Here is a 23,112-nt window from a genome sequence, read left to right on the forward strand (position 1 = left end):
CAGCGGAAGCAGCGCGAACAGCAGAAGGAGGACGGAGGCCGCCCAGATGATCATTCGGCGTCGGGGGTCAGGCGCTGCTCCAGGCGCTCGATGCGGGTGATGAGCGGTTGCAGCGCCGCGGCCAGGAGCTGGGCCGGGTCGGCGTTCCCGGTCGAGCGGAGCTGGGCGTAGCCGGACGCGGCGGCGGTGTTGGCCCGCAGGTGGACGTAACCGGCGAGGGCCGACGCGACCGCACGGCGGGTAAGGCGTGGCTCGGCACCGGCGGCACGCAGGACCTGGCCGGCGACGCCGTCGGGCTCGCCGACCAGGCCGAGCAGCAGGTGCTCGCAACCCACGTAGTTGTGGCCGAGGCCGGTCGCCTCGGTCACCGCAAGCTCCAAGGCACCGGCGGCGGCCGTGCTGAAGTGCACCCCGCCGCCCGGGCCGGCGGTCTCGGCCGCGCTCTCCCGCTCCAGCTCGCGCAGCAGCGCCGCGGGCTCGATCTCGATCGCGCGCAGCACATGCAGGGCCAGGTTGCCGCCCTCCTGGATCATCGCGCCGAGCAGGTGACCGGTGCCGACCGACGAGCCCGACCCCGTCGCGGCACCAGCCGACGAGCCCGGCCCCGTCGCGGCATCCGCCGACGTGCCGGACTGCGACGCGGCGCCGGTCGAGGAGCTCGCACGTTCGACGGCGAGGCCGAGGACCGTGCGGGCCCGGCCGGTCATCAGCGGGAAGCGCTCCTCCAGGTCGGCGCTGGACAGGTCGGCCAGTGACGTCTCCCGGATCGCGGTGACCCGGCGCACCGCCTGCTCCAGGGCGCGCTGGCAGATCGCCGAGACCGGGAGGCCGGTCTCCTTGACCACCTCGGCCAGCTCATCGGGCAGATACACATTGATCTTCGGCATCGGACACCTCCGTCGACATTGGGGTTATTACGCTATACCCCCACTGGGGTTACAGGCAACGCCGCGCGGGATGCGCAGTGGGCAAACGCACGTTGCACCGCGAGGACCTGCGGAGAAGGCTTGAAACGTACGGATGAAGCGCGCAAGCGGAAGGCACCACATGTCCCTGCGACCCGGAGCCCGGGCCTGGGCGGTGTGGGCCGCCGGCCTCACCGCGTATGTCATCGCCGTCCTCAACCGCACCTCGCTCGGCGTCGCCGGGCTGGACGCGCAGCACCGGTTCGACGTCGGTGCGAGTGCGCTGGCGAGCTTCGCGGTGCTGCAGCTGCTCGTCTACGCCGGCCTGCAGATCCCCGTGGGGGTGCTGCTTGACCGATTCGGGTCACTGCGACTGGTGGTCTGCGGGGCGCTGGTGATGGCGGCCGGTCAGGTCCTGATGGCGTTCGCCGACGGGATCGCCGGTGCGGTGGCCGCCCGGGTCCTGGTGGGCGCCGGTGACGCGATGACCTTCATCAGCGTGTTACGGCTGGTGCCGCACTGGTTCCCGGCTCAGCGCGTGCCGGTGCTGACCCAGCTCACCGGGCTCGTCGGGCAGCTCGGGCAGGTGGTCTCCGCCGTACCGCTGGCGATTCTGCTCGCCGGTCCGGGATGGACCACCGCCTTCCTCAGCGCCGCCGGTGCCGGGGTGTTCGTCGCCCTGGCGGCGCTCGCCGCGCTGCACGACACCCCGGAGCGGCGGGTCACCATCGGCAGCCCGATCAACCTGCGCAAGCTCGGTGCCGACGTGGCGGGCGCGTGGCAGCACCCGGGGACCCGGCTGGGGCTGTGGACGCATTTCACCACCCAGTTCACCGGCACCGTCTTCGCCCTGATGTGGGGCATCCCGTTCCTGATCGCCGGCGAGGGCGTGAGCCGGGGCACGGCGAGCTCGCTGCTCACCCTCTTCGTGATCGTCGCGATGATGACCGGGCCGGTGCTCGGCGCCCTGGTGCAGCGGTATCCGTTGCGCCGGTCCCTGCTGGTGCTCGGCATCGTCGCGATCAACCTCGGGGCCTGGGCGCTGGTCATCCTCTGGCCCGGCCGGGCGCCGCTGCCGGTGCTGATCCTGCTGGTGGTCGCGATCGGCTCCGGCGGTCCGGGGTCGATGATCGGTTTCGACTACGCCCGTACGTTCAATCCCCCGCACCGCCTCGGCACCGCGACCGGCGTCGTCAACGTCGGCGGTTTCGTCGCCTCCCTGCTCACGATCGAACTCGTCGGCCTGATCCTGGACGCCCGCACCGGCGGCAGCGCCGACTATCACCTCGCCGACTTCCGGGTCGCGATGTCGGTGCAGTTCCTGGTGGCCGCAGTCGGTCTGGTGGGCATCCTGCGCACCCGGAAGCTCGCCCGCCGGCGCCTCGAGGAGGAGGAAGGCATCGTCATCCGCCCGCTCCGAGTGGCCCTGGCCGAGCGTCGGTCCGGCGGCGGCGAGCCGAACGGATGAGCCGGCACGTCCGGCGGCGAGCCGAGCAGAGAAGCCGGCACGGTCCGGGCGCGAACCCGACGGATAGGGCGGCGGGGTGCGGCCGCGAGCTGAACGGATGAGGTGGCGGGGTTTGGCGGCGAGTCGAGCGGTTAAGGCGGATAGCTGGCGCGACTGAGAGGGGGCACATGTCTGAGCACGCGCAACCTCGGGCACGCGCCGGAATCGACATCCCCAAGACCATCGCCGGCACTCTCGCGGCGGTCTCCGCCGCGGTGCTCGGCTCCTTCCTCGGGATGGCCGGCACGATCGCCGGTGCCGCGCTGGCCAGTCTGGTCAGCTCGGTCGGCACCGAGATCTACCACCGTTACCTGGACCGCGGCACCAGAAGGCTGCAGGCCGCGTTCGTGACCGCGCCGGCCGCCGTCAGCACGCCGGAGGTGGCCGCGGCCGATCCGGAGGAGGCGCCGCCGTCCGGGACACCGAGACGGCTGCGCTGGAAGCGGATCGGGCTGGTGGCCGGGGCGCTCTTCGTCCTCGCGATCGGCACGCTCACCGTGGCCGAACTGCTGGCCGGGCGATCCGCCGCGGATGCCACCGGCGGGCGGGACAGCGGGGCGCCGACCGTGTTCAACTGGAGCGACGCCCACTCCGAGGACGGCGACAGGAACCAGGCTCCGGCGCCGACCGGCACGCCGACCGATTCTGATACGACCGATGACGGTACGCAGGCACCGGAGCCGACGACCGCTGAACCGACGCTGGAACAGACCACCGGGGCGCCGGCCGAGCCGACGCCGGCCGAGCCGACGCCGACCGGCGGCACCGATCAGGATCAGCAGCAGGGCACCGCGGAGCAACCACAGCGGTAGGAGGGAGATCGAGGATGGACGCGAAGGGTGTTCTCGAGGACGCGTACGGCCGACTGCCCGACCTGGTCGACACCGCGATCCGTGGCCTGACCCCGGAGCAGCTCCGCTGGACCCCGCAGCCGGGCGCGAACTCGATCGGCTGGCTGGTCTGGCACCTCACCCGGGTGCAGGACAGCCACCTGGCCGAGCTCCTCGACGCCGAGCAGGTCTACATCACCGGCGAATGGGCCGGCCGGTTCGGTCGCAAGCCGGACCCGTCCGACACCGGGTACGGCCACAGCGCGGCCGACGTGGCCACGGTGGTGCCGGCGAGCGCTCAGGCGTTGAGCGAGTACTACCAGGCCGTACACGGAAAGACTCTGGCCTTCCTGGCCGGTCTGACCGACGCGGACCTGGACCGGATCGTCGATCGTGCCTGGGATCCCCCGGTCACCCTCGGCACCCGGCTGGTCAGCATGTACGACGACGACGCCCAGCACGCTGGGCAGGCCGCCTACCTCCGGGGCGTGCTGCCCCGGTGACCGGCGGGATGCGGGCCGCGTACGCCTCCTTCCGGGGACGGCGGCGCGCGCCTGCTTCCCGGAGGACCGGGCGGGATACCCTCGCGCCGAGGAGGCGATCATGCCGGAGCAACGTGCGAGTCAGACCGCGGTTCTCGTCTGTCAGGGCCGGGCCGCGGCACATCAGCGGCTCGCCGCGGGACGGTTCGCCGACCCGACCGCGCTCGCGCTGCTCCGCGACGAGGAGCGGGTCACGGTCGAGCAGGTCCGCGCGGGGCACCGGCCCGCGGACTGGAGCGGCCGGGTCGGGTACGAGATGGTGGCCCGCTGCGCCGAGATGATGGTGCCGCGGACGGTCGCCATCGACGAGGCGTTGCGGGAACGGCGTACGCCACAGGTGGTGATCCTCGGCGCGGGGCTGGACGGGCGGGCCTGGCGGATGCCGGAGCTGACCGACAGCGATGTGTACGAGGTCGACCAGTCCGCCTCCCAGCAGGACAAGCGGGATCGGGCCGGGGCTCTGGAGGGCAAGCCGCCGACCTTCGTCCCGGTGGACTTCGGGCGGGACCGGCTGGGTGACGCGCTCGCCGCGAGCGGGTTCCGGGGCGCCGAGCCGACCACCTGGGTGTGGGAGGGCGTGGTGCCGTACCTGACCCGGGAGCAGGCGGCCGGCACGGTTCAGCAGGTGGCGTCGCTCTCGGCGGCGGGGAGCCGGCTGATCGTCAACTACCAGGCGCGGTCGGCGTCGGCGCGGTTCGGCCGCTTCGTGGTCCAGACGATGGTCAAGTTCAGCGACCGGCCGAACCCGTGGGCCGCGGAGCCGTGGCGCTCGGCCTGGACGCCGAAGCAGATGGCCCGGCTGCTGGAGCGCCACGGATTCACCATGATCCGTGACGATCACCTGCGCGCGCTGGCCGCCGGCATGCTGAACGCGAACACGGACACGAACACGACCTCGTTCCGCTCCGGCCGGGTCGCGGTCGCGGACATCTAGCGGGAAGCGGCCTTCCGGGCCGCTTCCAGGACCGCTTTCAGCTCCACGATGCCGCGCTCGACGCGGGCCCGAACCGCACCCGCGAGCGCGTGCGGGAGGAGGTCGGTCGTCCAGACGACTCCGGTACGGCCGTTCACCTCGACGACCTGGAACGTGGCGTGGTGGTAGGTGAGCGGCAGCGCCTGCCCCTCGATCACCGAGTAGGCCAGGCGGCGCAGGTCGTGGTCGATCGCGACGATCCGCTCCCGGATCCGGGCACCGTTCGGCATGGTGAGGATGCGGAGGTCCCCGTCGATCTCGGTGGCGGACACCCGGCCGGGCAGGAGCCGTTCATGGACCGCGCCGACGTCGGCGATCGCATCCCACACCGATGCGGCCGGGACGTCGACGATCGTTTCCACGGACACCGTTGCCAAGATTCACTCCGGGGTGAGGGCGCCGAGCAACTCGGCGGCGTCGGCGGACTGCCAGGGGTCGTCCGGGAACCCGGTCACGGTCAGCGCGACCGACCCCTCGGCGGGCTGCCCTGGAATGTACCCGCCCAGGGTGTCGGCGTCGGTCACCGCGGCCAGCACCCGCAATCCGGTCGCGTCGAGCGGCTCCGGGTCGCGCGGCGCACCGGCCAGCGCGCGGATCGCCCCCGCGGTCGGCTCGGCGACTCCGGAGGGCAGGGTGGCGTAGGTGCCGTCGGGGAACGCCAGGACCACCCGGTCGGCGCGGGCCGCGGCGTGCCAGGCGGCCAGGTCGAGCAGGGTGGGGCGCGGGCCGGCCGCGAAGTACTCCCACTGGTCGGCCGCGGTGCCGGCAAGCTGGCCGGCATGACCGCCGACGCTGTGGTTCGCGCCGCGGGCGGCGAGGTTCACATCGGTCCAGAGGAGCCGGCCACCGATCACGTCGATCACCATCGGCATCAGGGCCTTCGCGTTGCCGCGCAGGTCGAAGCGCTGGGCGACGCGGGACGCGTCGAACTGACGGCCGCTGCCCTTCCAGTGCACGGCGAGACCCGCGAACGCCTCGCTGAGCAGCTCGAACGGCACGTTGTTGTAGCTGAGCACGACCGGCACCAGGTACCGGGCTCCGGCCTGGCGCAGCTCAGGCAGGTTCAGGTCCAGGTACTCGGTGGCGCCGGCGGGCGGCGGGGCCGAGGTGAAATCGCCGGAGTGGACCGCGGCATCGCCGTAGCGCAGGCGGGTGTAGTCGCAGTGGCCCAGCTTCCGCCAGTTCTCGTCGAAGAACACGCAGGACAGGTCGAGGTCGACCCGGTGCTCGGCGGTGTCCTCCCAGTGCAGGAAGAGGCGCAGGCGGTCGCCCGGCGGGAGGTCGCGCAGGCTGCCGCGCGGCCAGTTGGCGAGCCCACCGGAGGAGACCCGGGCGCGCAGCGGGGTGGGCACGTCGGCCAGGGTGGCGTCGATGACGGCCAGGTCGAAGCGGTCGAGCCGGGCGGCGCGCCGGGTCAGTTCGGCGTCGGCGATCCCCACGGTACGGGCGACGACCTCGGGCGGGAGCGGGTCGCGCCGCTCGGGTGCGGTCCAGGTCCGCCCGACGTCACTGGCCGGGAAGAAGAGCCGGCGCGGCGTGCCGGGTGCCGGCGCCGCGGGCCGCCCTCGGGTCACCACCGGGGTGGCGACGGGCGCGATCCGCGAGAACGCGTCACGCAACCGGCCCATGACGGAATCCCGCCGGGGATCGGCGGCGAGAAGCGCCTGGCCCACGGCCCCGATCGGCTCGGGTGCCGGGCTGGGCACCGTCCGGTCCCGGCCGGCCAGCTCAGCGCTCGCGGTCGCGATCAGCCCGGGCGCGACCCGCCCGGCGGCCGCCTCGGCCGCGGCGACGACCGCCGCCACCGAGGTGTCGTCACCGGCGGCCCGCAGCAGGTGATCGAGCCGCCGCCACAGCTGCCCCGGTCGTTCGGCGAGGAGGCGGACCGCCCCGGTGACGTCCTCCCGGGCCAGCGCCTCCTCCACCTCGGCCGCGTGCGTCCGGACCCGGACGCCGATTCGCCCGTCCGGGCCCTCGACGAGGACCAGCCGACGCGGCTGATCGGCGACGGCGGTCTGGATCACCTGGCCCAGCGGACTGCCCTTGCCGGTACGGGTGCCGCGCAGCGCCGCGAACGCCACGGCCGCCCCCGGGTGGGCCGTCACCCGCTCGAACGGATGCAGCCGCTCGGCCAGGCGCTTCCAGATCGTCGGGTGCCGCCGCACGTCCTCGGCGGCGGTCGCGGCGCCACACCGGTCGAGGTGGGCGAGGGCCGCCCGGCGTAGCGACCGGGAGAAGGCCCGGACCCGCGGCACCGGCACGACCAGCCGCTGCGGCCGGTCCTCGACGGCCGGCAGGATCAGGCCGGGATCGCCACCCGAGTACGCCCACAGCGTGCGCGCCACGTCGGTCGCCGTGCCCCAGAGACTCCGCGCCTGCTCGATGACCTCGGCGTGCTTCGCGGTCAGCGCGGTGGCGTGCAACGCCCACGCGATCACGACAGCTGTCGTCTCCCGAGCCGGGGAGTGCGCGAGCAGCCAGGTCAGGTCGTCCGGCTCGGTGGCGGCCACCAGCGTACGCAAGTCGTCCCGTTCCGCCCGGCTCAGACCGTGCGGCCGCGCGACGATCCGGTCCCGCGCCTCGGCCGCGCTGATCTTCGGGTCCGGATCGAGCCGCAGCACGCGGACCCGCAGCGCCGGCCCCGGCGCGGCCGGATCGCGCTCGGAGGTCATCGGCAGGTAGCCGGAGCCGGCGGAGATCCGGCGCCCGCAGATCGGGCAGCCGCTGAACTCGGCGGGCGGGAAGCAGGTGCGGCAGACCAGGTGGCCGCAGGGGTCGAGCGGCGCGCCCACCCCGTCCTCACCGCAGAGCACGCAGGGCGCGCCCTCGGCGGCGAACAGGTGGGTGAGCAGCCGGTTGACGAACAGCGCCTCGACGTCCGGCGTGTCCGGAAAGGATCGGAAGAGCGGCGTCAGGTCACGGTCCGCGCCGACCAGGTCGTCAAGGCCGGCCAACAGCCAGCCGGCCCAGAGGCGCCGTTCGCCCGGAAGGACGCCGAGGAGACCGGCACGCAGGTCGCGGTGCAGAACCCAGCCGCGGGCGGCGAGGTCGGCCTCGATCGTGGCGACCCAGGCAGCGCTGTCGGGCGACTCCGTCGCGCCGGTCGGTGGGTGCACCCGGGCCGTCCGGCGCAAGAGAACAGTGGCGACCGCATCCATCGAACAACCCCCGTGAGAAGCGGCGATGGGCGGAGAGAAGCGGCGCTATCACAGTCAGAAAGGTTGTAGAAGGAAGCGCCGCGGGGAGCCGCCCATCGCCGAGCCCGATCCTAGAGATCACCGACGAGCGGCTCCAACCGATTTACGCCGAAGCGGGTTCGCTCAGCGGCAGGCGGACCAGGAACCTGGTGTCCCCCGGCTCCGATCGCAGCGAGATGTCGCCGCCGTGGCCGTTGACCACGATCCGATACGAGATGTCCAGCCCCAGCCCGGTCCCCTCGCCCACCGCCTTGGTGGTGAAGAACGGCTCGAAGACCCGCTTCCGGTTCTCCTCCGGCACGCCCGGACCGGTGTCCCCGACCGAGATCACGACCCGCTCGTCCTCCCGGTACGTCCGGATCGTCAGCGTGCCCGCCCCGGACATCGCCTGCACCGCGTTGTCGATCAGGTTGGTCCACACCTGGTTCAGCTCGGCCGGGTGGGCGGGGATCTGCGGCAGCGTGCGGTCGTACTCCTTGACCACCCGGACCCCTTCGCCGATCTTGTGGGCGAGCATGACCAGGGTGCTGTCCAGCCCGGCGTGGACGTCGATCCACTGGTGCGCCGCGCGGTCCAGGTGCGAGTACTGCTTGGCCGCGTTGACCAGCGACGACACCCGGCCGGTGGCGTCCTCGACGTCGCTCATCAGCTGCTCGGTCTCCAGGGCGTACCCGATCCAGTGGATCGCCTGGTCGAGCAGCTCCGGCGAGTCCAGCCGGGACTCGATCTCGGAGAGGCAGTCGACGTCGATGCCTCCCTGGGCGAAGACCGGAGCGACGTCCCAGCCGTTGGTGACCCCGCGCTCGTCCATCCAGTCGCCGAGCTCGTCCTCCAGGTCGGCGAGCTGCATCGCGGTCCGCACCGGCGCCTTGGCGGCCCGTTCGATGACCTCCTCCTGAAGGTTCAGCAGGGCGGTCAGCCGGTCCGGGGCGACCTTGCCCTGGGCCAGCTTGCCGAGCTTCATCCGCATCGCGGCGACCCGCTCGCGCAGCGCGCCGGTGGCCCGGGCGGCGGCCGCGGCCGGGTTGTTCAGCTCGTGCATCAGACCGGCCGAGAGCGCGCCGAGTGCCTGGAGCCGCTGCCGCTCCCCGACCATCGCCTGCGAGCTTCGCATCCCCAGCGCCAGGCCCTCCAGCAGGTGGATCGCCATCGGGAACCACTCCCGCATCAGCCAGCCGAAGTCAGCGGCGGAGAGCACGAAGAACTCGGCGTCGGAGAGCGCCCGCATGGACGCCTGGTAGCTGCGGGGCAGGCCGTCGTCGCGCAGGTACGCGTTCGTCGCGCCCATGTAGACGCCGCGCTGCTCGGTCCGGACGGTCTGCACCTCGTCGCGGCCGACCCGGCGGGTCAGCGAGACAGTGCCGCTGAGCAGCACGAAGAACTGTTCGGCCGGGTCACCCTCGCGCAGCACCAGCCCACCACCGGGCACCCGCATGGTGCAGCCGTGCCCGGCGATCCAGGTCCGCTGATCGTCGGTGAGCTTCTCGAAGAGGAACAACGTCTTCAGCTCGTCCGCGCTGAGCCGGCCGGGCTCACAGGGCTCGAGCCTGATCTCTTCGGGTTCGACGGTCATGGCTACTGCGCCTCCAGGTAACGATGGACCAGCGCTACGGCCATCGCGCCCTCACCGACCGCCGAGGCCACCCGCTTGATCGAGTTGGCCCGGACGTCGCCGGCGGCGAAGATGCCGGGAACACTGCTCTCCAGATAGAACGGGTCCCGCTCGCGATCCCATCCCCGCGGGCGCACGCCGTTGACGAGGAGATCCGGTCCGGTACGGACGAAGCCCTTCTCGTCCCGCAGCACGACGTCCCCCAGCCAGTCGGTGCGCGGCTCCGCCCCGATGAAGACGAAGAGGTAGCCACACTCGACGGTGGCCCTCGTCCCCTGCTTGTCGTCGCAGATGGTGATCGCCTGCAGGTGGCCCTCGCCGTGCGCGCCGACCACCTGGCACCGGGTGCGCACCTCGATGTTCGCCACCTGGGCGAGCTGCTGGATCAGGTAGTACGACATCGAGCTCTCCAGCGAGTCACCGCGTACCAGCAGGGTGACGCGCCGGGCGTACTTGGCGAAGAAGAGCGCCGCCTGCCCGGCCGAGTTCGCGCCGCCGACGATGTAGACCTCGCTCCCGGCGCACGCCGGCCCCTCGGTGGACGCCGAGCCGTAGAAGACACCCGAGCCGGTCATGCCGGCGACCCCCTCGGCCACCAGCGGCCGGTAGGAGACCCCGGTGGCGAGCAGGACGGCGTGCGCGGAGACCTCGCCGCCGTCGGCGAACGTCAGCGTCCGGGCGGAGCCGTCCGTCCGGATCCCGACGACCTCCCGGGTGTTGAGCGTCTCGGCGGCGAACTTGTCGGCCTGCCGCCGCGCCCGGTCGGTCAGCTGGGCGCCGGAGATCCCGTCCGGGAAGCCGAGGTAGTTCTCGATCCGGGAGCTCTGCCCGGCCTGCCCGCCGACCGCCTGGCGCTCGATCAGCAGCGTCTTGAGGCCCTCCGAGCCGCCGTAGACCGCGGCGCCCAGCCCGGCCGGCCCGCCACCCACGATGATCAGGTCGTAGAAGTCGCGGCCCGGGCTGGTGGAGAGGCCGGCCGCCGCGGCGACCTCCTGCACGCTCGGCCGGGGCAGCGCCCGCCCGTCGGCGGTCACCACCAGCGGAATCGACTCCGGCCCGGCGTCCGCCGCCTCCATCAGGCGGCGGCCCTCCGGCTCGTCGGCGCCGAAGTACTTGTACGGCACCAGGTTGCGGGCCAGGAAGTCCCGGATCTGGAAGGACGGCTCGCTCCACCGGTGCCCGACCACCCGGACGTCCGGCAGCTCCTGGTCGCCGGCGGCCTGCCACGCGTCGATCAGCTCGTCCAGCACCGGGTAGAGCTTCTCCTCCGGCGGATCCCACGGCTTGAGCAGGTAGTGGTCGACGTCGACCAGGTTGATCGCCTGGATCGCGGCGTCGGTGTCGGCGTACGCGGTGAGCAGCGCCCGCCGCGCGCGCGGGAACAGGTCCATCGCCTGCTCCAGGAACTCGATGCCGTTCATCTGCGGCATCCGGTAGTCGGCGAGCATCACGGCGACCCGGCCGCCGCGCAGCTTCAGCTCCTTCAGCACGTCGAGGGCCTCGGCCGCCGAGCCGGCCCGGATCACCCGGTACCGGTCGGCGTAGCGGCGACGCAGGTCGCGGGCGATGGCGCGGGAGACCGAGGGATCGTCGTCGACGGTGAGGATCGCGGGTTGTCCCATGTCTCGTTACCTCAGTTCCACGTCGTTGAACTCGGGGTGGCGCTCCAGGTAGCCGGCCACGAACGGGCAGCCGGCCTCGACCGGGACGGCCCGCGAGCGCGCGTCGGCGAGCGCCGCGGCGGCCAGCCGACCGGCCAGCCCCCGCCCGGAGAACGCCTGGTCGACCTCGGTGTGCAGCAGCTCGATCCGGTCGCCGTGCCGGCGGTAGTGCAGCATCCCGGCGACCTCGCCACCGACCACCACCTCGTAGCGAGCCTGCTCGAAGCTGTCCACCACGACCGCGTCGCCGACGTCCCAGTCGCCGGCCTGGGCGCTGCCCTCGACCCGCAGCTTGCGCCGGGCCCGCTCGTAGAACGAGGTGCGTCCGAAACGGATCACCTGGGCGGCGGCCGGGACGGGCGTGATCTCGATGGCGGCGCCCGCCTCCGCATACCCCTCGATGATCCCGTCGACCTCGATGGCCAGGCGGCCGCTGGTGGGCAGCACGTCCAGGCAGAGCTGCTCGGAGGTGTCCAGCACCAGGGAGCGGTTGAACGACGAGTGCGCGGCGGCGGCGCTGACGATCAGACCCTCCACGTTCGGCGAGACGATCGGGCCGCCGGCCGAGAAGCTGTACGCCGTCGAACCGGTCGGGGTGGCGACCAGCACCGCGTCGGCCGCGTAGTTGACGAAGCGCTTGCCCTCGACCCGGATCCCGACCGCGGCCAGCCCGTGGCCGGGCACCCGGACCAGGGCGATGTCGTTGAAGGCGGTCACCGTCCGCCCGTCCGGCAGAGTGGTCTTCACCGCGGTGCGCGACTCGATCCGGTACGAATGTTCGTCGATCGACGAGAGCGCGCCCCGCAGATCCGGCAGGTCGACCTCGGCGAGGAAGCCGAGCCGCCCCACGTTCACCCCCAGCACCGGCGTCTTGCCGCCCTCGACGAGCCGCATGGTGCGCAGCATGGTGCCGTCGCCACCGAGGCTCACCAGCAGGCCGGAGCGCTCCACCAACTCCCGCGCGGAGACCGGGACCGCGGTGCAGTCGATCCGGGTGATCTCGTCGGGCAGGCCCAGCACGGTCACGCCACGCGCGGCGGCCCACTTCACGATGGTGTCGACCGCCGACCCGCAGTCACGGCGCGGGTGCAGCACCAGACCGACCACATTGATCATGCCCATCCGCGTCCCCCTTCGTCCCGGTGCCAGCCTTGCACGCCGTGGGCAAGATCGGTGACCTTCGCCGCCGTGGCGGGAAGCACTCCAGATGTGCGGGGCGGCGGGATGCCGTACCCGTGATGTTGAATGCCGGCATGACGCAGTGGCGGGCAGTGGTCACCGACCTGGACGGCACCGTGGTCGGTTCGGACGACGTGATCAGCCCGGCCACCCTGAACGCCGCCGCCCAACTGCGTCACCGCGGGGTGCCACTGCTGGCCGCCACCGCCCGGACCCGCAACGGCGTGCTGCGGCTCGGCGCGTTCGCCGGGCACCTGGCGGTCGCGGTCTGTCACGGCGGCGCGCTCGGCTGGTCCCCGGAGACCGGCCGTACGCTCTGGCAGCGCACCCTGCCCGGGGACGACCTGCGGGACCTGGCCGGGTTCGTCCGCGCCCTGCCCGGCGCCGGGATGGCCGTGTTCGGGGTGGCGTCCTGGGACCTCACCCCGGAGTACCTGGAGCTGCGCGGCCGCACACCGGCCGAGCCGTGGCGGCCGGTCGGCCTCGACGACATCGCCGACCAGCCGGCCTACGGGGCGGCGATCCGACACGCCGTGCTCACCTCGGACGAGCTGATCGCGCGCCTGGCCGAGGCCGGTTTCGCCGAGCGGGCCACCCTCACCTACTCGGCGCCGAGGATGGTCGAGATCGTTCCGCCCGGCGTGGACAAGGCGGCCGGGGTGTCGCGGGCGCTGGACTGGCTCGGGGTGGCACCGGCGCACACCGTCGCCTTCGGTGACATGCCGAACGATTTGAGCATGTTCGCGCTGGTCGGTCACTCGGTCGCGATCGGGGAGGCGCATCCGGCGGTACGGGCGGCCGCCACCGTGCGGGCTCCGGGCGTCGCCGACGACGGGTTCGCCCATCACCTCGCCGCGCTCGGCCTGATCACCTTGTGACCCAGTCAGGGGCGGGCGGCCAGGCGCTCGTCAGAGACGGTAGCCAGGCCCCTCGTCAGAGACGGGTAGCCAGCGTCCTCGTCAGAGACGGGTAGCCAGCGCGAGGAAGCGATTGTCGCCGTCCTCGTACGACGTCAGCACCCAGCCGGCGCCGGCCAGCAGCGGGCCCAGCCGCGCCTCGCCGAGCGGCTCGTCCGGGCGCAGCATGCGGCCGTGCCGGGTGGCCAGCGCCGCGCGCCCGATCGGATGGAAGAGCGCGAGGCGCCCGCCGCCGCGGGTGGCCCGGGCCAGCTCGGCCAGGCCGGCCGCCGGATCGGGCAGGTGGTTGACCAGGCCGGCCGCGAAGATCACGTCGGCGACGCCGTCCGCCACCGGGAGGCGGCGGGCGTCCGCGACGATCAGGGCGGCCGCGCTGTCCCGGCCGACCCGGCCGGCCTCGATCAGCATGTCCGGGGTGAAGTCCAGCCCGAGCACCCGCCCGGCCGGGCCGACCGCGCCGGCCAGCGCCGGAAGCGCCCGGCCGGTGCCGCAACCGACGTCGAGGACGACGTCGCCGGGGCGCACCCCGGAGTCCTGGACCGCCTTCGCGTACGCCGGCAGGTCGTCCCCGAACTTGACGTCCCAGTTCGCCGCGCGGGCCGCGAAGAACGCCCGGCTCTCCGAGAGGTACCACCGGTCCGGGTCGGCCAGGGACGGGTGCACGTGCCGGATCACCGGCCACTCCGGGTCGCGGTGGTCGATCACCACCTGGGCCCGGTTCTCGCCGTCCCCGGCCGCGAACCTGTTCCGCGGGCCGCCGCGCAGGTAGACCAGGATCTGATCGGTGGCCGGTTCGAGCACGTTGAGCGCCGAGTCGAACCCATCCGCACCCGGCCCGGTCAGCCCGAGCACGGCGTCGATGTTCCACGCGCGGGAACTGGCCGGAAAGGCAGCGGCGAGCTTGGCGGCGAAGACGGCCGCCGCGCCGGGATCCCCGCCATCGACGATCACCGTCAGCGGAGCCCGTGGCGCCAGCATTGCGGCAAGCAGGGCGGTGACTTCGGTAATCCGTTGCGGCACGCCCATCAGAATGCAGTCCCCGAGTGACCTGTGCAACGCCGCTCTGCTCATGGCCTCGCTCCGCTCGGCGGGCATTTCGCCCCTCGGGGTCGATGTCGAGAGCGTCAAAAACGACCACGCTGCGCTAGCCGTTTTTGACGCTCTCGACATCGACGGGCGAAATGCGTGTGTGACCGTGTCGAACCGGCTACGGACAGCGGCTAGCTTTTCGGCATGGAGTCACTGGAGCTGGCCGATTTCCGGGCTGCGGTCGCGCGCCACTATCTCGATGCGACCGACCTGTCGGATTTCCGCAAACGGCGCGACGAACTGTTCGCGACCCATCCGCAGTCGCCGATCCCGGTCGAGGAGCGCGGGTCGTTCGCCGGCCTGCCGTACTACCCGGCGAACGACGCCGCGATCGTGGACGTCCCGATCGAGAGCGCCGACGGCGAGCTGGCGATCGACACCGGCGGGCCGGACGGGGTGGTCCGCTACACCCGGGCCGGGATTCTGCGGACGCCGTTCGGCGAACTCACGCTCTGGTGGATCGCCGCCTACGGCGGCGGACTGTTCCTCCCGGTTCGCGACGGGACCTGCGGCGACCAGACCTACGGCGGCGGCCGCTACCTGACCGACACCGTCAAAGGTACGCACGGCCGGGGCGTGCGGTGGCTCGGCGCCGACCGGGTCCGCCTCGACTTCAACTACCTGTACAACCCGAGCTGCGCGTACGACCCACGCTGGGCCTGTCCCCTGGCCCCGCCGGAGAACCGGATCACGCATCCTCTCGAAGCGGGTGAGCGGGCATATCACCAGCCCGGTCGGACCAGGAGCGACCGGTGGACAGGTTGACGGCGCCACCGTCGCGGACGGCCTCGAAGACCGCGCGTGCCATCGGCGCACCCCACAGGGACCTGGGGCCGCCGTAGGCCGCGGGCGGGCCGTCCACCGGGCAGAGGACGCAGATCGCGTCGGTCGCGGTCCCGGTGGCGGCGAGGCCCAGCTCGGCCAGCGCCTGCGCCTTCGCCTCGGTCGCGGTGGCGACCGCGTTGACCAACGCTCCGTCTCCGAGCCGCTGCGGCACCCAGACGACGATGTTGATCGTGCCGGGCCGGTGGGCGAAACCGGTCACCCCGGACTCCGCGGCCTGGATCGGTGCACCCAGGCCGACGGTGGCGTAGACCTGCACACCGTCCTCCCACACGGACACCACATCGTGCACGTCCACGCCGGTGAGCAGACCGATCCCCGGCCCGGTGAGGTGCAGCTGCCCGGCCAGCTCGGCCAGGTGCGCCTCCGGGTCCGGGCGGGCATAGGACATCGGGACGCTCGCGTTGATCAGCCACTCGCGCGGCCCGACGCCGCCGCCGAGAACCGCGCTGGAGGCCGCGAGCACGGGCTCCGGGAACCGCCACAACAGCAGCGGCACCTCGTACCCGTCTTCCTTCCGGTGGGTCAGCGACGGCTCAGCGAACATGCCCCGAGCCTATTTGATCTGCCGGCTCCGGGGCTTTCGGCCTTATCGGAGGTCCCCGGCACCGGCACAATCAAGCTATGAGCGAAGTCAAGCAGGCACTGGCCCAGGCAGCGGACGCGGCTCGATTCGCCCCCTCGATCCACAACACCCAGCCGTGGCGGTGGGTGGTCCGGGCCGATCGGCTGGAGCTGTTCGCGGTCACCGAGCGGCAGCTGACCGAGCACGACCCGCAGGCTCGGATGCTGCTGCTCAGCTGCGGTACGGCGCTGCACCACGCGCAGGTGGCGCTGAACGCGGAGGGTTGGACCTACCGGGTGGACCGGCCCGGGACCGAGCCGCTCGCGGTGATCACGCCCGCCGACCGGCGGCCCGTCGAGCCGGAGGCGACCCGGCACCTGCAGATGCTCCGGGTGCGCCGCACCGACCGGCGCACGGTCCGCGACGAGGCGGTGTCCGAGACGGTGCTGACCGAGCTGGTCAAGACGGCCGAGCAGGCCGGCGCGCGGCTGCATGTGCTGGGCCGGGACCAGGTTCTCCAGCTGGCGGTCGCGGTCGAGCGGGCGGAGGCGACCGGGCCCTCCGACGAGCGTGACCGGCTCAGCGCGGAGCTGGCCACCTGGGTGGGTGGCGAGCGGCCGGAGGGCACCGGCATCCCGTCCTCGGCGCTGCCCGCCGAGTTGCCGTTGACCACGGTCGCGGAGCGTGACTTCCAGACCCCCGGGACGGTCCAGGCCGGTGAGGGACACGATCGTTTCGCGACGTACGCCGTTCTGTACGGCCCGGGTGACACCGAGGCGGACTGGTTGCGGGCCGGCGAGGCGCTCAGCGCGTTGTGGCTGTCGGCGACCGAGCACGCGGTGAGCGTGCTTCCGCTCAGTGCGCCGATCGAGGTCCCGTTCACCCGGGAGTCGCTGCGCTGGATGCTGGGCGGCACCGGCGTGCCCTACCTCGCCCTCCGGCTCGGCCTCCAGGACCCGGCGCACACCGCTCCCCCACACACCCCGCGCCTCCCCGCCCCCCAGGTCATCGAACTCAAGGACTGACCACACCCAAACTCAAGCTGACCGCACCCAGACTCAAGGTTTGACCACACCCACCACGCATTTCGCCCGTCGATGCCGAGAGCACCAAAAACGGCTAGCGCAGCGTGGTCGTTTTTGGTGCTCTCGGCATCGACCCCCAAGGGGCGAAATGCCCGCCGAGCGAAGCGAGGCCATAAACTCAGTGCGGGTCGCCCTCCGGGCCGTAGGCGGCGAGGAAGCGGTTGCGGAACGTGTTCATGGTCCAGATCGGGGCGTCCGCGGCCGGTTTGATGCTGCTGGTCCAGCCCCAGGAGGCGATCCGGTCGAGGACCTTGGGGTCCTTCGCGATCACCGTGATCGGCACGTCGTGGCCGGCGGTCTGGCCGACCACGACCGAGGCCGGCTGGTGATCGCCGAGGAAGACCATCACCAGGTTGTCGTCGCCGTACTTGGCGGCCCAGTCGACCAGGCTCTCGACCGAGTAGGCGGCCGCGCGGCCGTACTCGGTGCGGATCTTGGCGTCGTCCTTCCACACCTCCTTCGGTGTGGTGCTCTTCGCCATCGGGCCGAAGACGCTGCCGTCGCCCAACTGGTCCCAGTCGAGCATGCTCGGCACCGGCGCCCACGGGGTGTGGCTGGAGGTCAGGGTGATCTCGGCGAGCAGCGGGCCGCGGTTCGCCTTGCCGTACTCCATCTTCTGGAACTGCGACAGCGCGTACTGGTCGGGCATCGGTGACCAGCTGAACTGCGGGCCGTGATAGTTCAGCGCCGCCTTGTCGTAGACCTGGTCGTAGCCGTAGAACTGGCCCTCGGGCCAGGCGAAGATCACGCCCGGCTCGATACCGACCGTGCGGTACCCGGCGGTCTTGAACGACCTGGTCAGGGTGAGCCGGTCGGTCGCCATCAGGCTGCGGTACCGCGACTCGTTGTTGACCCACATCCCGGACAGGAAGGTGGAGTGGGCCAGCCAGCTGCCGCCACCGGCCGTGGGTGAGGTGAGCCATCCGCTGCGGGCGGCGAACCCGGCGGCGGCCAGCTTCTTGTCGCCGTCACCGAGCGTGGTCAGCACCGTGCTGTTGAACGCCGGGTTCTCCACCGCGTCCCGGCCGTAGCTCTCGATGAACGAGATGACCACGTCCTTGCCGCGCAGCGCGGTGAGCAACTGATCGCCCGGGACGTCCCGGTACTTGTCGTCCAGGGTCTCCGCCACGAACTTCCGCTTGTCCGCGAGGTCCCTGGGCAGCGCCAGCGCGGTGTCCTGGGCCAGGTTGGCGGCGGCGCTCGAGGCGACGGGGATGCCGCCGATCAGCTGGACGCTCATCGTGAACAGGGCGACCCAGGCCACCGAGGCCACGCCGAGGCCCGGCCAGGCGAGCTTCCGGTTCCCGGCGGCGACCGTGGTCAGCCGCATCATCGCCCAGGTCATCCCGGCGATCAGCGCGACGGTGAGCAGGACCGCACCGACCGCCACGCCGGTCGCGGACGCCTTGCCGATCGAGTCGATCAGGAAGTTGAAGCCGTCGTCGAAGAGCGTCCAGTCCAGGACCGGGTCGAACCGGCGGGCCAGCACCGCGAAGAAGCCGATGTCCACCAGCTTGACCACGGTCAGCGCGCCGAGCAGCAGGCCCAGCCCGGCCGCCAGCCACCGGCGCCATCGGACCGGCGTGAGAAGCAGCACGACCCCGGCAATCAGCCCCTCGATCGGGATCCGCACCAGCGCGGTGTACCAGTGGTTGCCGGGCGGGAGCCGGGTGATCTGGTCCGGCAGGATCAGCGCGAGGAAGACGAGGACTGCGGCGAAACCCGTGGTCACATGGCGGATGACCCGGCGGTACGGCTTGCTTGGTTGGCTCACGTTCCCTTGATACGCCAGTATGCCGCTCCGGGTTCGACGACAGGCCTATGACAAAAGTCAGTGGATGAGTGAGTGCTCGCTCATTAGGGTGAACGCCGTGGAATCCCGACGCAGGCGACAACCGGCCCTGGCGCCGGACGATCGGCGGGCCGCGCTGATCGCGGCGACCATCCCGCTGTTGCACACCCACGGCCCCGAGGTCAGCACCCGGCAGATCGCCGATGCCGCGGGCTGCGCCGAGGGCACCATCTTCGGTGTCTTCGACAACAAGACCCAGCTCGTCGTCTGCTCGATCATCAAAGCGCTCGACCCGCAGCCCAGCCTGGACGCGCTGGCCGCGATCGACCGCTCCGCCGACCTGCGGACCAGGCTCGCCGAGGCAGCCGAGATCGTACATGCCCGAATGTCCGAGCACGCACAGCTTTTCCACACCGCCCGCCGGCTGATCTTCATGAACGAGGAGAACCCGGAGGCCCGCGAGAAGATGGCCGCTTCCCGGACCGTGCTGCACAACGCGGTGACCGCCGTGATCGAGCCGGACGCGGACTCACTTCGCATCTCGCCGGCCCGGGCGGCCCGCCTGCTCCTGCTCTACTGCGGCGGCGACATCTTCGGCCCGTTCGGCGACAACGAGACCAGGTTCAGCGGCGCCGACCTGGCGTCGCTGCTGCTCGACGGCATTTTTCTTTCCAACCATGGGGAGCCAGCGAAGTGCTGATCAAACTGCTTCGCGGGCATCTGCGACCGTACCGGAACACGATCGGCCTGATCGTGCTCTTCCAGTTCCTGCAGACGCTCGCGACGCTCTACCTACCGACTCTGAACGCCGACATCATCGACAACGGCGTGATCAAGGGCGACACCGGCTACGTGATGCTGGTCGGCGGCGGGATGCTCGGCATCACCGTCCTGCAGATCCTCGCGCAGGGTGTCGCGGTCTACTTCGGCGCGAAAGTCGCCATGGCGGTCGGCCGGGACCTGCGGGAATCGCTCTTCGCCCAGGTCCAGACGTTCTCGGCGCGCGAGGTCGGCCAGTTCGGCGCCCCGTCGCTGATCACCCGGACCACCAACGACGTGCAGCAGATCCAGATGCTGGTGCTGCTCACGTTCACGCTGATGGTCTCCGCACCGATCATGTGCGTCGGCGGCATCGTGCTGGCGCTGCGCCAGGACGTCCCGCTCTCCGCCCTGCTCCTGGTGATCATCCCGATCCTGGTCGGCGTGGTCGGCCTGATCATCGTCCGGATGCGGCCGCTCTTCCGCAGCCTGCAGGTCAAGCTCGACCGGGTGAACCAGGTGATGCGCGAGCAGATCACCGGCATCCGGGTGATCCGGGCGTTCGTCCGGGACGAGCGTGAGCAGGCTCGTTACGACGTGGCCAACGACGACCTGACCCAGGTCTCGCTGAAGGCCGGCAAGATCATGGCGCTGATGTTCCCGACCGTGATGCTGATCGTGAACCTCTCCAGCATCGCGGTGCTCTGGTTCGGCGGGCACCGGATCGACGACGGTGCGATGCAGGTCGGCGCGCTCACCGCGTTCCTCAGCTACCTGATGCAGATCCTGATGTCGATCATGATGGCCACCTTCATGTTCATCATGATTCCGCGCGCTGAGGTCTGCGCCGAACGCATCCAGGAGGTCATCTCGACCGAGACCTCGGTGACGCCGCCCACGGCGCCGGTCACCGAGGTGACCCGGCACGGCGAGCTGGAGCTGCGCGAGGTCAGCTTCCGCTATCCGGGGGCCGAGGCCGCGGTGCTCTCCGAGGTACGCCTGGTCGCCCACCCGCGGGAGGTCACCGCGATCATCGGGTCCACCGGCAGCGGCAAGACCACCCTGCTCAACCTGATCCCCCGGCTGTTCGACGTCACCGAGGGCACCGTGCTGGTGGACGGTGTGGACGTCCGCGAGCTCGACCCGGATCTGCTGGCCCGGCTGGTCGGCATCGTGCCGCAGCGGCCGTACCTGTTCACCGGCACGATCGCGACGAACCTGCGGTACGGCAACCCGGACGCCACCGACGAGGAGCTCTGGGAGGCGTTGGAGATCGCCCAGGCCAAGGACTTCGTCGAGGCGATGGAGAAGCAACTGGACGCCCCGATCGCACAGGGCGGCACCAACGTCTCCGGCGGTCAGCGACAGCGGCTGGCGATCGCCCGGGCCCTGGTGCACCGGCCGGAGATCTACCTGTTCGACGACTCGTTCTCGGCGCTCGACTACGCCACCGACGCGGCGCTGCGGGCGGCGCTCACCGACCACATCGCGGACGCGACCGTGGTGATCGTGGCGCAGCGGGTCAGCACCATCCGGGACGCCGACCGGATCATCGTGCTGGACGACGGCAAGGTCGTCGGCACCGGTACGCACAACGAACTCATGGACGGCAATCCGACGTACCGGGAAATCGTTCTTTCGCAGCTCACCGAGCAGGAGGCCGCCGCATGACCGCGCCCAACAGGCCACCGGCGGGCGGCCCGCCGGCCGCCCGGATGATGATGGGAGCCGGCGGACCGCCGGAGAAGCTCCAAGATTTCAAGGGCTCCACCAAACGCCTCCTCGGCCTGCTCAAGCCGCAGCGGACGCTGGTCGGCCTGGTCCTGCTCTTCGGCGTCGCCTCGGTGTTCCTGTCGGTGCTCGGCCCGCGTCTGCTCGGCCACGCCACCGACGTGATCTTCAACGGTGTGGTCGGCAAGAAGCTGGGCGGATCATTCCCGCCCGGCACGACCAAGGAGCAGGCCGTCGAGGCACTGCGCCAGCACGGCGACAACAAGTTCGCCGACCTGCTGGCCGGGATGAACAACGTGATCCCCGGTCAGGGCATCGACTTCGACAAGCTGATGCGGGTGCTGGCCTGGGTGGTCATCGTCTACCTGTTCGCCTGGGTGTTCGGCGTGTTCCAGGGCCGGATCACCGCGCGGGTGGTGCAGACCGCCGTCTACGACCTGCGCAACGAGGTCGAGGCGAAGCTGTCCCGGCTGCCGCTGTCGTACTTCGACAAGCAGCCGCGCGGTGAGGTGCTCAGCCGTGCCACCAACGACACCGACAACATCGCGCAGACCCTCCAGCAGACGTTCGCGCAGCTGGTCACGGCACTGCTGATGGTCGTCGGCGTACTCGGGATGATGTTCTGGATCTCGCCGCTGCTGGCGCTGATCGCGCTGGTCACCATCCCGGTCTCGTTCTACCTGACCAAGACGATCGGCAAGCGGGCCCAGCCGCAGTTCGTCGCCCAGTGGAAGACCACCGGCCAGCTCAACGGCCACATCGAGGAGATGTTCACCGGGCACTCGCTGGTCAAGGTCTTCGGCCGGCAGCACGAGGCCGGGGAGACGTTCCGCGAACACAACGACAAGCTGTACGCGTCCAGCTTCCGCGCCCAGTTCATCTCCGGACTGATCCAGCCGGCCATGATGTTCATCAGCAACGTCAACTACGTGCTGGTCGCGGTCGTCGGCGCCCTCCGGGTGACATCCGGCTCGCTCTCGCTCGGCGACGTGCAGGCGTTCATCCAGTACAGCCGCCAGTTCAGCCAGCCGCTCACCCAGGTCGCCAGCATGGCCAACCTGGTGCAGTCCGGCGTGGCCTCGGCCGAGCGGGTGTTCGCCCTGCTCGACGCGGAGGAGCAGACCCCGGACCCGGCGCCGCTGGAGATGCCGTCGGTGCAGGGACGGATCGCGTTCGAAAACGTGTCGTTCCGCTACACCCCGGACAAGCCGTTGATCGAGAACCTGTCGCTCGCGGTCGAGCCGGGACAGACCGTGGCGATCGTCGGGCCGACCGGTGCCGGCAAGACCACGCTGGTCAACCTGCTGATGCGGTTCTACGACGTGACCGGTGGGCGGATCACCCTGGACGGGGTGGACATCGCCACGATGCCGCGCGAACAGTTGCGCGAGCAGATCGGGATGGTCCTGCAGGACACCTGGCTGTTCGGCGGGACGATCGCGGAGAACCTCGCGTACGGGGCCGACCATCACGACCACGCGGCGATCACCCGGGCCTCCGAGGCCGCGCACGTCGACGGGTTCGTCCGGATGCTCCCCGAGGGCTACGAGACGACGATCGACGAGGAGGGCTCGAACGTCAGCGCCGGTCAGAAGCAGCTGATCACGATCGCGCGGGCGTTCCTGGCCGAGCCGAGCATCCTGATCCTGGACGAGGCGACCAGCTCGGTCGACACCCGCACCGAGGTGCTGATCCAGCGGGCGATGAGCATGCTACGGACCGGCCGGACCAGCTTCGTGATCGCACACCGGCTCTCCACCATCCGCGACGCGGACCTGATCCTGGTGATGGAGAACGGGACGATCGTGGAGCAGGGCACGCACGACGAGCTGATCGCGGCCGAGGGGGCGTACGCCCGCTTGTACTCGGCCCAGTTCGCCCAAGCCGTCGCCGAAGTGGACTGAACATGGAACGGGGGCGGCCGG

The 23,112-nt window shown here is 71.4% G+C and carries 19 protein-coding genes; 10 read left to right on the plus strand and 9 right to left on the minus strand.

The features are described from left to right. Positions 1-50: 50 nt before the first annotated feature. Positions 51-887 carry a Clp protease N-terminal domain-containing protein gene (locus CHC09_RS00235; protein ID WP_089290896.1) on the minus strand — a complete coding sequence of 279 codons (837 nt, stop codon included), beginning with the start codon at positions 885-887 and terminating at the stop codon, positions 51-53. A gap of 160 nt (positions 888-1,047) precedes the next feature. On the opposite strand from CHC09_RS00235, the gene CHC09_RS00240 reads away from it, so the two are divergent. From CHC09_RS00240 to CHC09_RS00255, 4 genes are all read left to right on the plus strand, one after another. Then, on the plus strand, positions 1,048-2,373 hold the full coding sequence (locus CHC09_RS00240; protein ID WP_089290897.1) for an MFS transporter: 1,326 nt from the start codon (positions 1,048-1,050) through the stop codon (positions 2,371-2,373). 167 nt (positions 2,374-2,540) lie between these two features. Then, positions 2,541-3,224, plus strand: a complete 684-nt coding sequence (locus CHC09_RS00245) for a hypothetical protein (RefSeq protein ID WP_089290898.1) — start codon at positions 2,541-2,543, stop codon at positions 3,222-3,224. Between the two features lie 14 nt (positions 3,225-3,238). After that, positions 3,239-3,745: a mycothiol transferase gene (locus CHC09_RS00250; protein WP_089290899.1), complete on the plus strand. Its 507-nt coding sequence runs from the start codon at positions 3,239-3,241 to the stop codon at positions 3,743-3,745. A gap of 100 nt (positions 3,746-3,845) precedes the next feature. Further along, positions 3,846-4,718 carry a class I SAM-dependent methyltransferase gene (locus CHC09_RS00255; RefSeq protein WP_089290900.1) on the plus strand — a complete coding sequence of 291 codons (873 nt, stop codon included), beginning with the start codon at positions 3,846-3,848 and terminating at the stop codon, positions 4,716-4,718. Here the strand turns inward: CHC09_RS00255 and CHC09_RS00260 are convergent. From CHC09_RS00260 to CHC09_RS00280, 5 genes are all read right to left on the minus strand, one after another. Then, positions 4,715-5,125, minus strand: coding sequence for an SRPBCC family protein (locus tag CHC09_RS00260; RefSeq protein WP_239138123.1), 411 nt, complete (start codon positions 5,123-5,125; stop codon positions 4,715-4,717). The two genes, CHC09_RS00255 and CHC09_RS00260, sit on opposite strands and share 4 nt — an antisense overlap. Before the next feature lie 12 nt (positions 5,126-5,137). Further along, positions 5,138-7,915: an MXAN_6230/SCO0854 family RING domain-containing protein gene (locus CHC09_RS00265; RefSeq protein ID WP_089290902.1), complete on the minus strand. Its 2,778-nt coding sequence runs from the start codon at positions 7,913-7,915 to the stop codon at positions 5,138-5,140. A 142-nt stretch (positions 7,916-8,057) separates the two neighbouring features. Then, on the minus strand, positions 8,058-9,527 hold the full coding sequence (locus CHC09_RS00270) for an ATP-binding protein (protein ID WP_089290903.1): 1,470 nt from the start codon (positions 9,525-9,527) through the stop codon (positions 8,058-8,060). Between the two features lie 2 nt (positions 9,528-9,529). Beyond that, entirely contained in the window at positions 9,530-11,188 is a 1,659-nt protein-coding gene (locus tag CHC09_RS00275) for an NAD(P)/FAD-dependent oxidoreductase (protein WP_089290904.1), read from the minus strand. A gap of 6 nt (positions 11,189-11,194) precedes the next feature. Then, positions 11,195-12,349 carry an NAD(+)/NADH kinase gene (locus tag CHC09_RS00280; protein WP_089290905.1) on the minus strand — a complete coding sequence of 385 codons (1,155 nt, stop codon included), beginning with the start codon at positions 12,347-12,349 and terminating at the stop codon, positions 11,195-11,197. Between the two features lie 131 nt (positions 12,350-12,480). On the opposite strand from CHC09_RS00280, the gene CHC09_RS00285 reads away from it, so the two are divergent. Next, positions 12,481-13,284 (plus strand): HAD family hydrolase, encoded by an 804-nt coding sequence (locus CHC09_RS00285; protein WP_179276898.1) that lies wholly within the window; start codon positions 12,481-12,483, stop codon positions 13,282-13,284. A gap of 81 nt (positions 13,285-13,365) precedes the next feature. On the opposite strand, the gene CHC09_RS00290 is transcribed toward CHC09_RS00285, so the two are convergent. Beyond that, a complete protein-coding gene (locus CHC09_RS00290) occupies positions 13,366-14,349 on the minus strand; it encodes a class I SAM-dependent methyltransferase (RefSeq protein WP_239138127.1) in 984 nt (327 codons plus the stop codon). A gap of 207 nt (positions 14,350-14,556) precedes the next feature. Between CHC09_RS00290 and CHC09_RS00295 the strand changes: the two genes are divergently transcribed. Next, positions 14,557-15,177, plus strand: a complete 621-nt coding sequence (locus CHC09_RS00295; RefSeq protein WP_089290907.1) for a DUF1684 domain-containing protein — start codon at positions 14,557-14,559, stop codon at positions 15,175-15,177. Here CHC09_RS00295 and CHC09_RS00300 read toward each other — a convergent pair. Further along, the gene (locus CHC09_RS00300; protein WP_089290908.1) at positions 15,101-15,802 is read right to left on the minus strand and encodes an adenosylcobinamide amidohydrolase; all 702 of its coding nucleotides are present in this window, start codon (positions 15,800-15,802) and stop codon (positions 15,101-15,103) included. The two genes, CHC09_RS00295 and CHC09_RS00300, sit on opposite strands and share 77 nt — an antisense overlap. Before the next feature lie 77 nt (positions 15,803-15,879). On the opposite strand from CHC09_RS00300, the gene CHC09_RS00305 reads away from it, so the two are divergent. Continuing rightward, positions 15,880-16,845, plus strand: coding sequence for an Acg family FMN-binding oxidoreductase (locus tag CHC09_RS00305; RefSeq protein WP_089290909.1), 966 nt, complete (start codon positions 15,880-15,882; stop codon positions 16,843-16,845). Between the two features lie 178 nt (positions 16,846-17,023). On the opposite strand, the gene CHC09_RS00310 is transcribed toward CHC09_RS00305, so the two are convergent. Continuing rightward, entirely contained in the window at positions 17,024-18,679 is a 1,656-nt protein-coding gene (locus CHC09_RS00310) for a sulfatase-like hydrolase/transferase (RefSeq protein ID WP_089290910.1), read from the minus strand. Between the two features lie 97 nt (positions 18,680-18,776). On the opposite strand from CHC09_RS00310, the gene CHC09_RS00315 reads away from it, so the two are divergent. The 3 genes from CHC09_RS00315 to CHC09_RS00325 are packed head-to-tail and all read left to right on the plus strand — an operon-like array spanning position 18,777 to position 23,091. Further along, positions 18,777-19,397 carry a TetR/AcrR family transcriptional regulator gene (locus CHC09_RS00315; protein ID WP_089291767.1) on the plus strand — a complete coding sequence of 207 codons (621 nt, stop codon included), beginning with the start codon at positions 18,777-18,779 and terminating at the stop codon, positions 19,395-19,397. Beyond that, the gene (locus tag CHC09_RS00320) at positions 19,391-21,127 is read left to right on the plus strand and encodes an ABC transporter ATP-binding protein (RefSeq protein WP_089290911.1); all 1,737 of its coding nucleotides are present in this window, start codon (positions 19,391-19,393) and stop codon (positions 21,125-21,127) included. The genes CHC09_RS00315 and CHC09_RS00320 overlap by 7 nt, the downstream gene beginning before the upstream one ends. Continuing rightward, positions 21,124-23,091, plus strand: coding sequence for an ABC transporter ATP-binding protein (locus CHC09_RS00325; RefSeq protein WP_089290912.1), 1,968 nt, complete (start codon positions 21,124-21,126; stop codon positions 23,089-23,091). Before CHC09_RS00320 ends, CHC09_RS00325 begins: the two co-directional genes overlap by 4 nt. Positions 23,092-23,112: the final 21 nt, after the last annotated feature.

The organism is Actinoplanes regularis (genome assembly GCF_900188005.1).
In the GTDB taxonomy this organism is placed as follows: Bacteria; Actinomycetota; Actinomycetes; order Mycobacteriales; family Micromonosporaceae; genus Actinoplanes; species Actinoplanes regularis.

What these genes read in the sequence shown, in the direction of transcription:
- CHC09_RS00270 (WP_089290903.1), bottom strand. Translation starts at nt 9,527, where the DNA reads ATGACCGTCGAACCCGAAGAGATCAGGCTCGAGCCCTGTGAGCCCGGC.
- CHC09_RS00295 (WP_089290907.1), top strand. Translation starts at nt 14,557, where the DNA reads ATGGAGTCACTGGAGCTGGCCGATTTCCGGGCTGCGGTCGCGCGCCAC.
- CHC09_RS00285 (WP_179276898.1), top strand. Translation starts at nt 12,481, where the DNA reads ATGACGCAGTGGCGGGCAGTGGTCACCGACCTGGACGGCACCGTGGTC.
- CHC09_RS00235 (WP_089290896.1), bottom strand. Translation starts at nt 887, where the DNA reads ATGCCGAAGATCAATGTGTATCTGCCCGATGAGCTGGCCGAGGTGGTC.
- CHC09_RS00325 (WP_089290912.1), top strand. Translation starts at nt 21,124, where the DNA reads ATGACCGCGCCCAACAGGCCACCGGCGGGCGGCCCGCCGGCCGCCCGG.
- CHC09_RS00265 (WP_089290902.1), bottom strand. Translation starts at nt 7,915, where the DNA reads ATGGATGCGGTCGCCACTGTTCTCTTGCGCCGGACGGCCCGGGTGCAC.
- CHC09_RS00275 (WP_089290904.1), bottom strand. Translation starts at nt 11,188, where the DNA reads ATGGGACAACCCGCGATCCTCACCGTCGACGACGATCCCTCGGTCTCC.
- CHC09_RS00255 (WP_089290900.1), top strand. Translation starts at nt 3,846, where the DNA reads ATGCCGGAGCAACGTGCGAGTCAGACCGCGGTTCTCGTCTGTCAGGGC.
- CHC09_RS00240 (WP_089290897.1), top strand. Translation starts at nt 1,048, where the DNA reads ATGTCCCTGCGACCCGGAGCCCGGGCCTGGGCGGTGTGGGCCGCCGGC.
- CHC09_RS00280 (WP_089290905.1), bottom strand. Translation starts at nt 12,349, where the DNA reads ATGGGCATGATCAATGTGGTCGGTCTGGTGCTGCACCCGCGCCGTGAC.
- CHC09_RS00245 (WP_089290898.1), top strand. Translation starts at nt 2,541, where the DNA reads ATGTCTGAGCACGCGCAACCTCGGGCACGCGCCGGAATCGACATCCCC.
- CHC09_RS00305 (WP_089290909.1), top strand. Translation starts at nt 15,880, where the DNA reads ATGAGCGAAGTCAAGCAGGCACTGGCCCAGGCAGCGGACGCGGCTCGA.
- CHC09_RS00290 (WP_239138127.1), bottom strand. Translation starts at nt 14,349, where the DNA reads ATGGGCGTGCCGCAACGGATTACCGAAGTCACCGCCCTGCTTGCCGCA.
- CHC09_RS00300 (WP_089290908.1), bottom strand. Translation starts at nt 15,802, where the DNA reads ATGTTCGCTGAGCCGTCGCTGACCCACCGGAAGGAAGACGGGTACGAG.
- CHC09_RS00250 (WP_089290899.1), top strand. Translation starts at nt 3,239, where the DNA reads ATGGACGCGAAGGGTGTTCTCGAGGACGCGTACGGCCGACTGCCCGAC.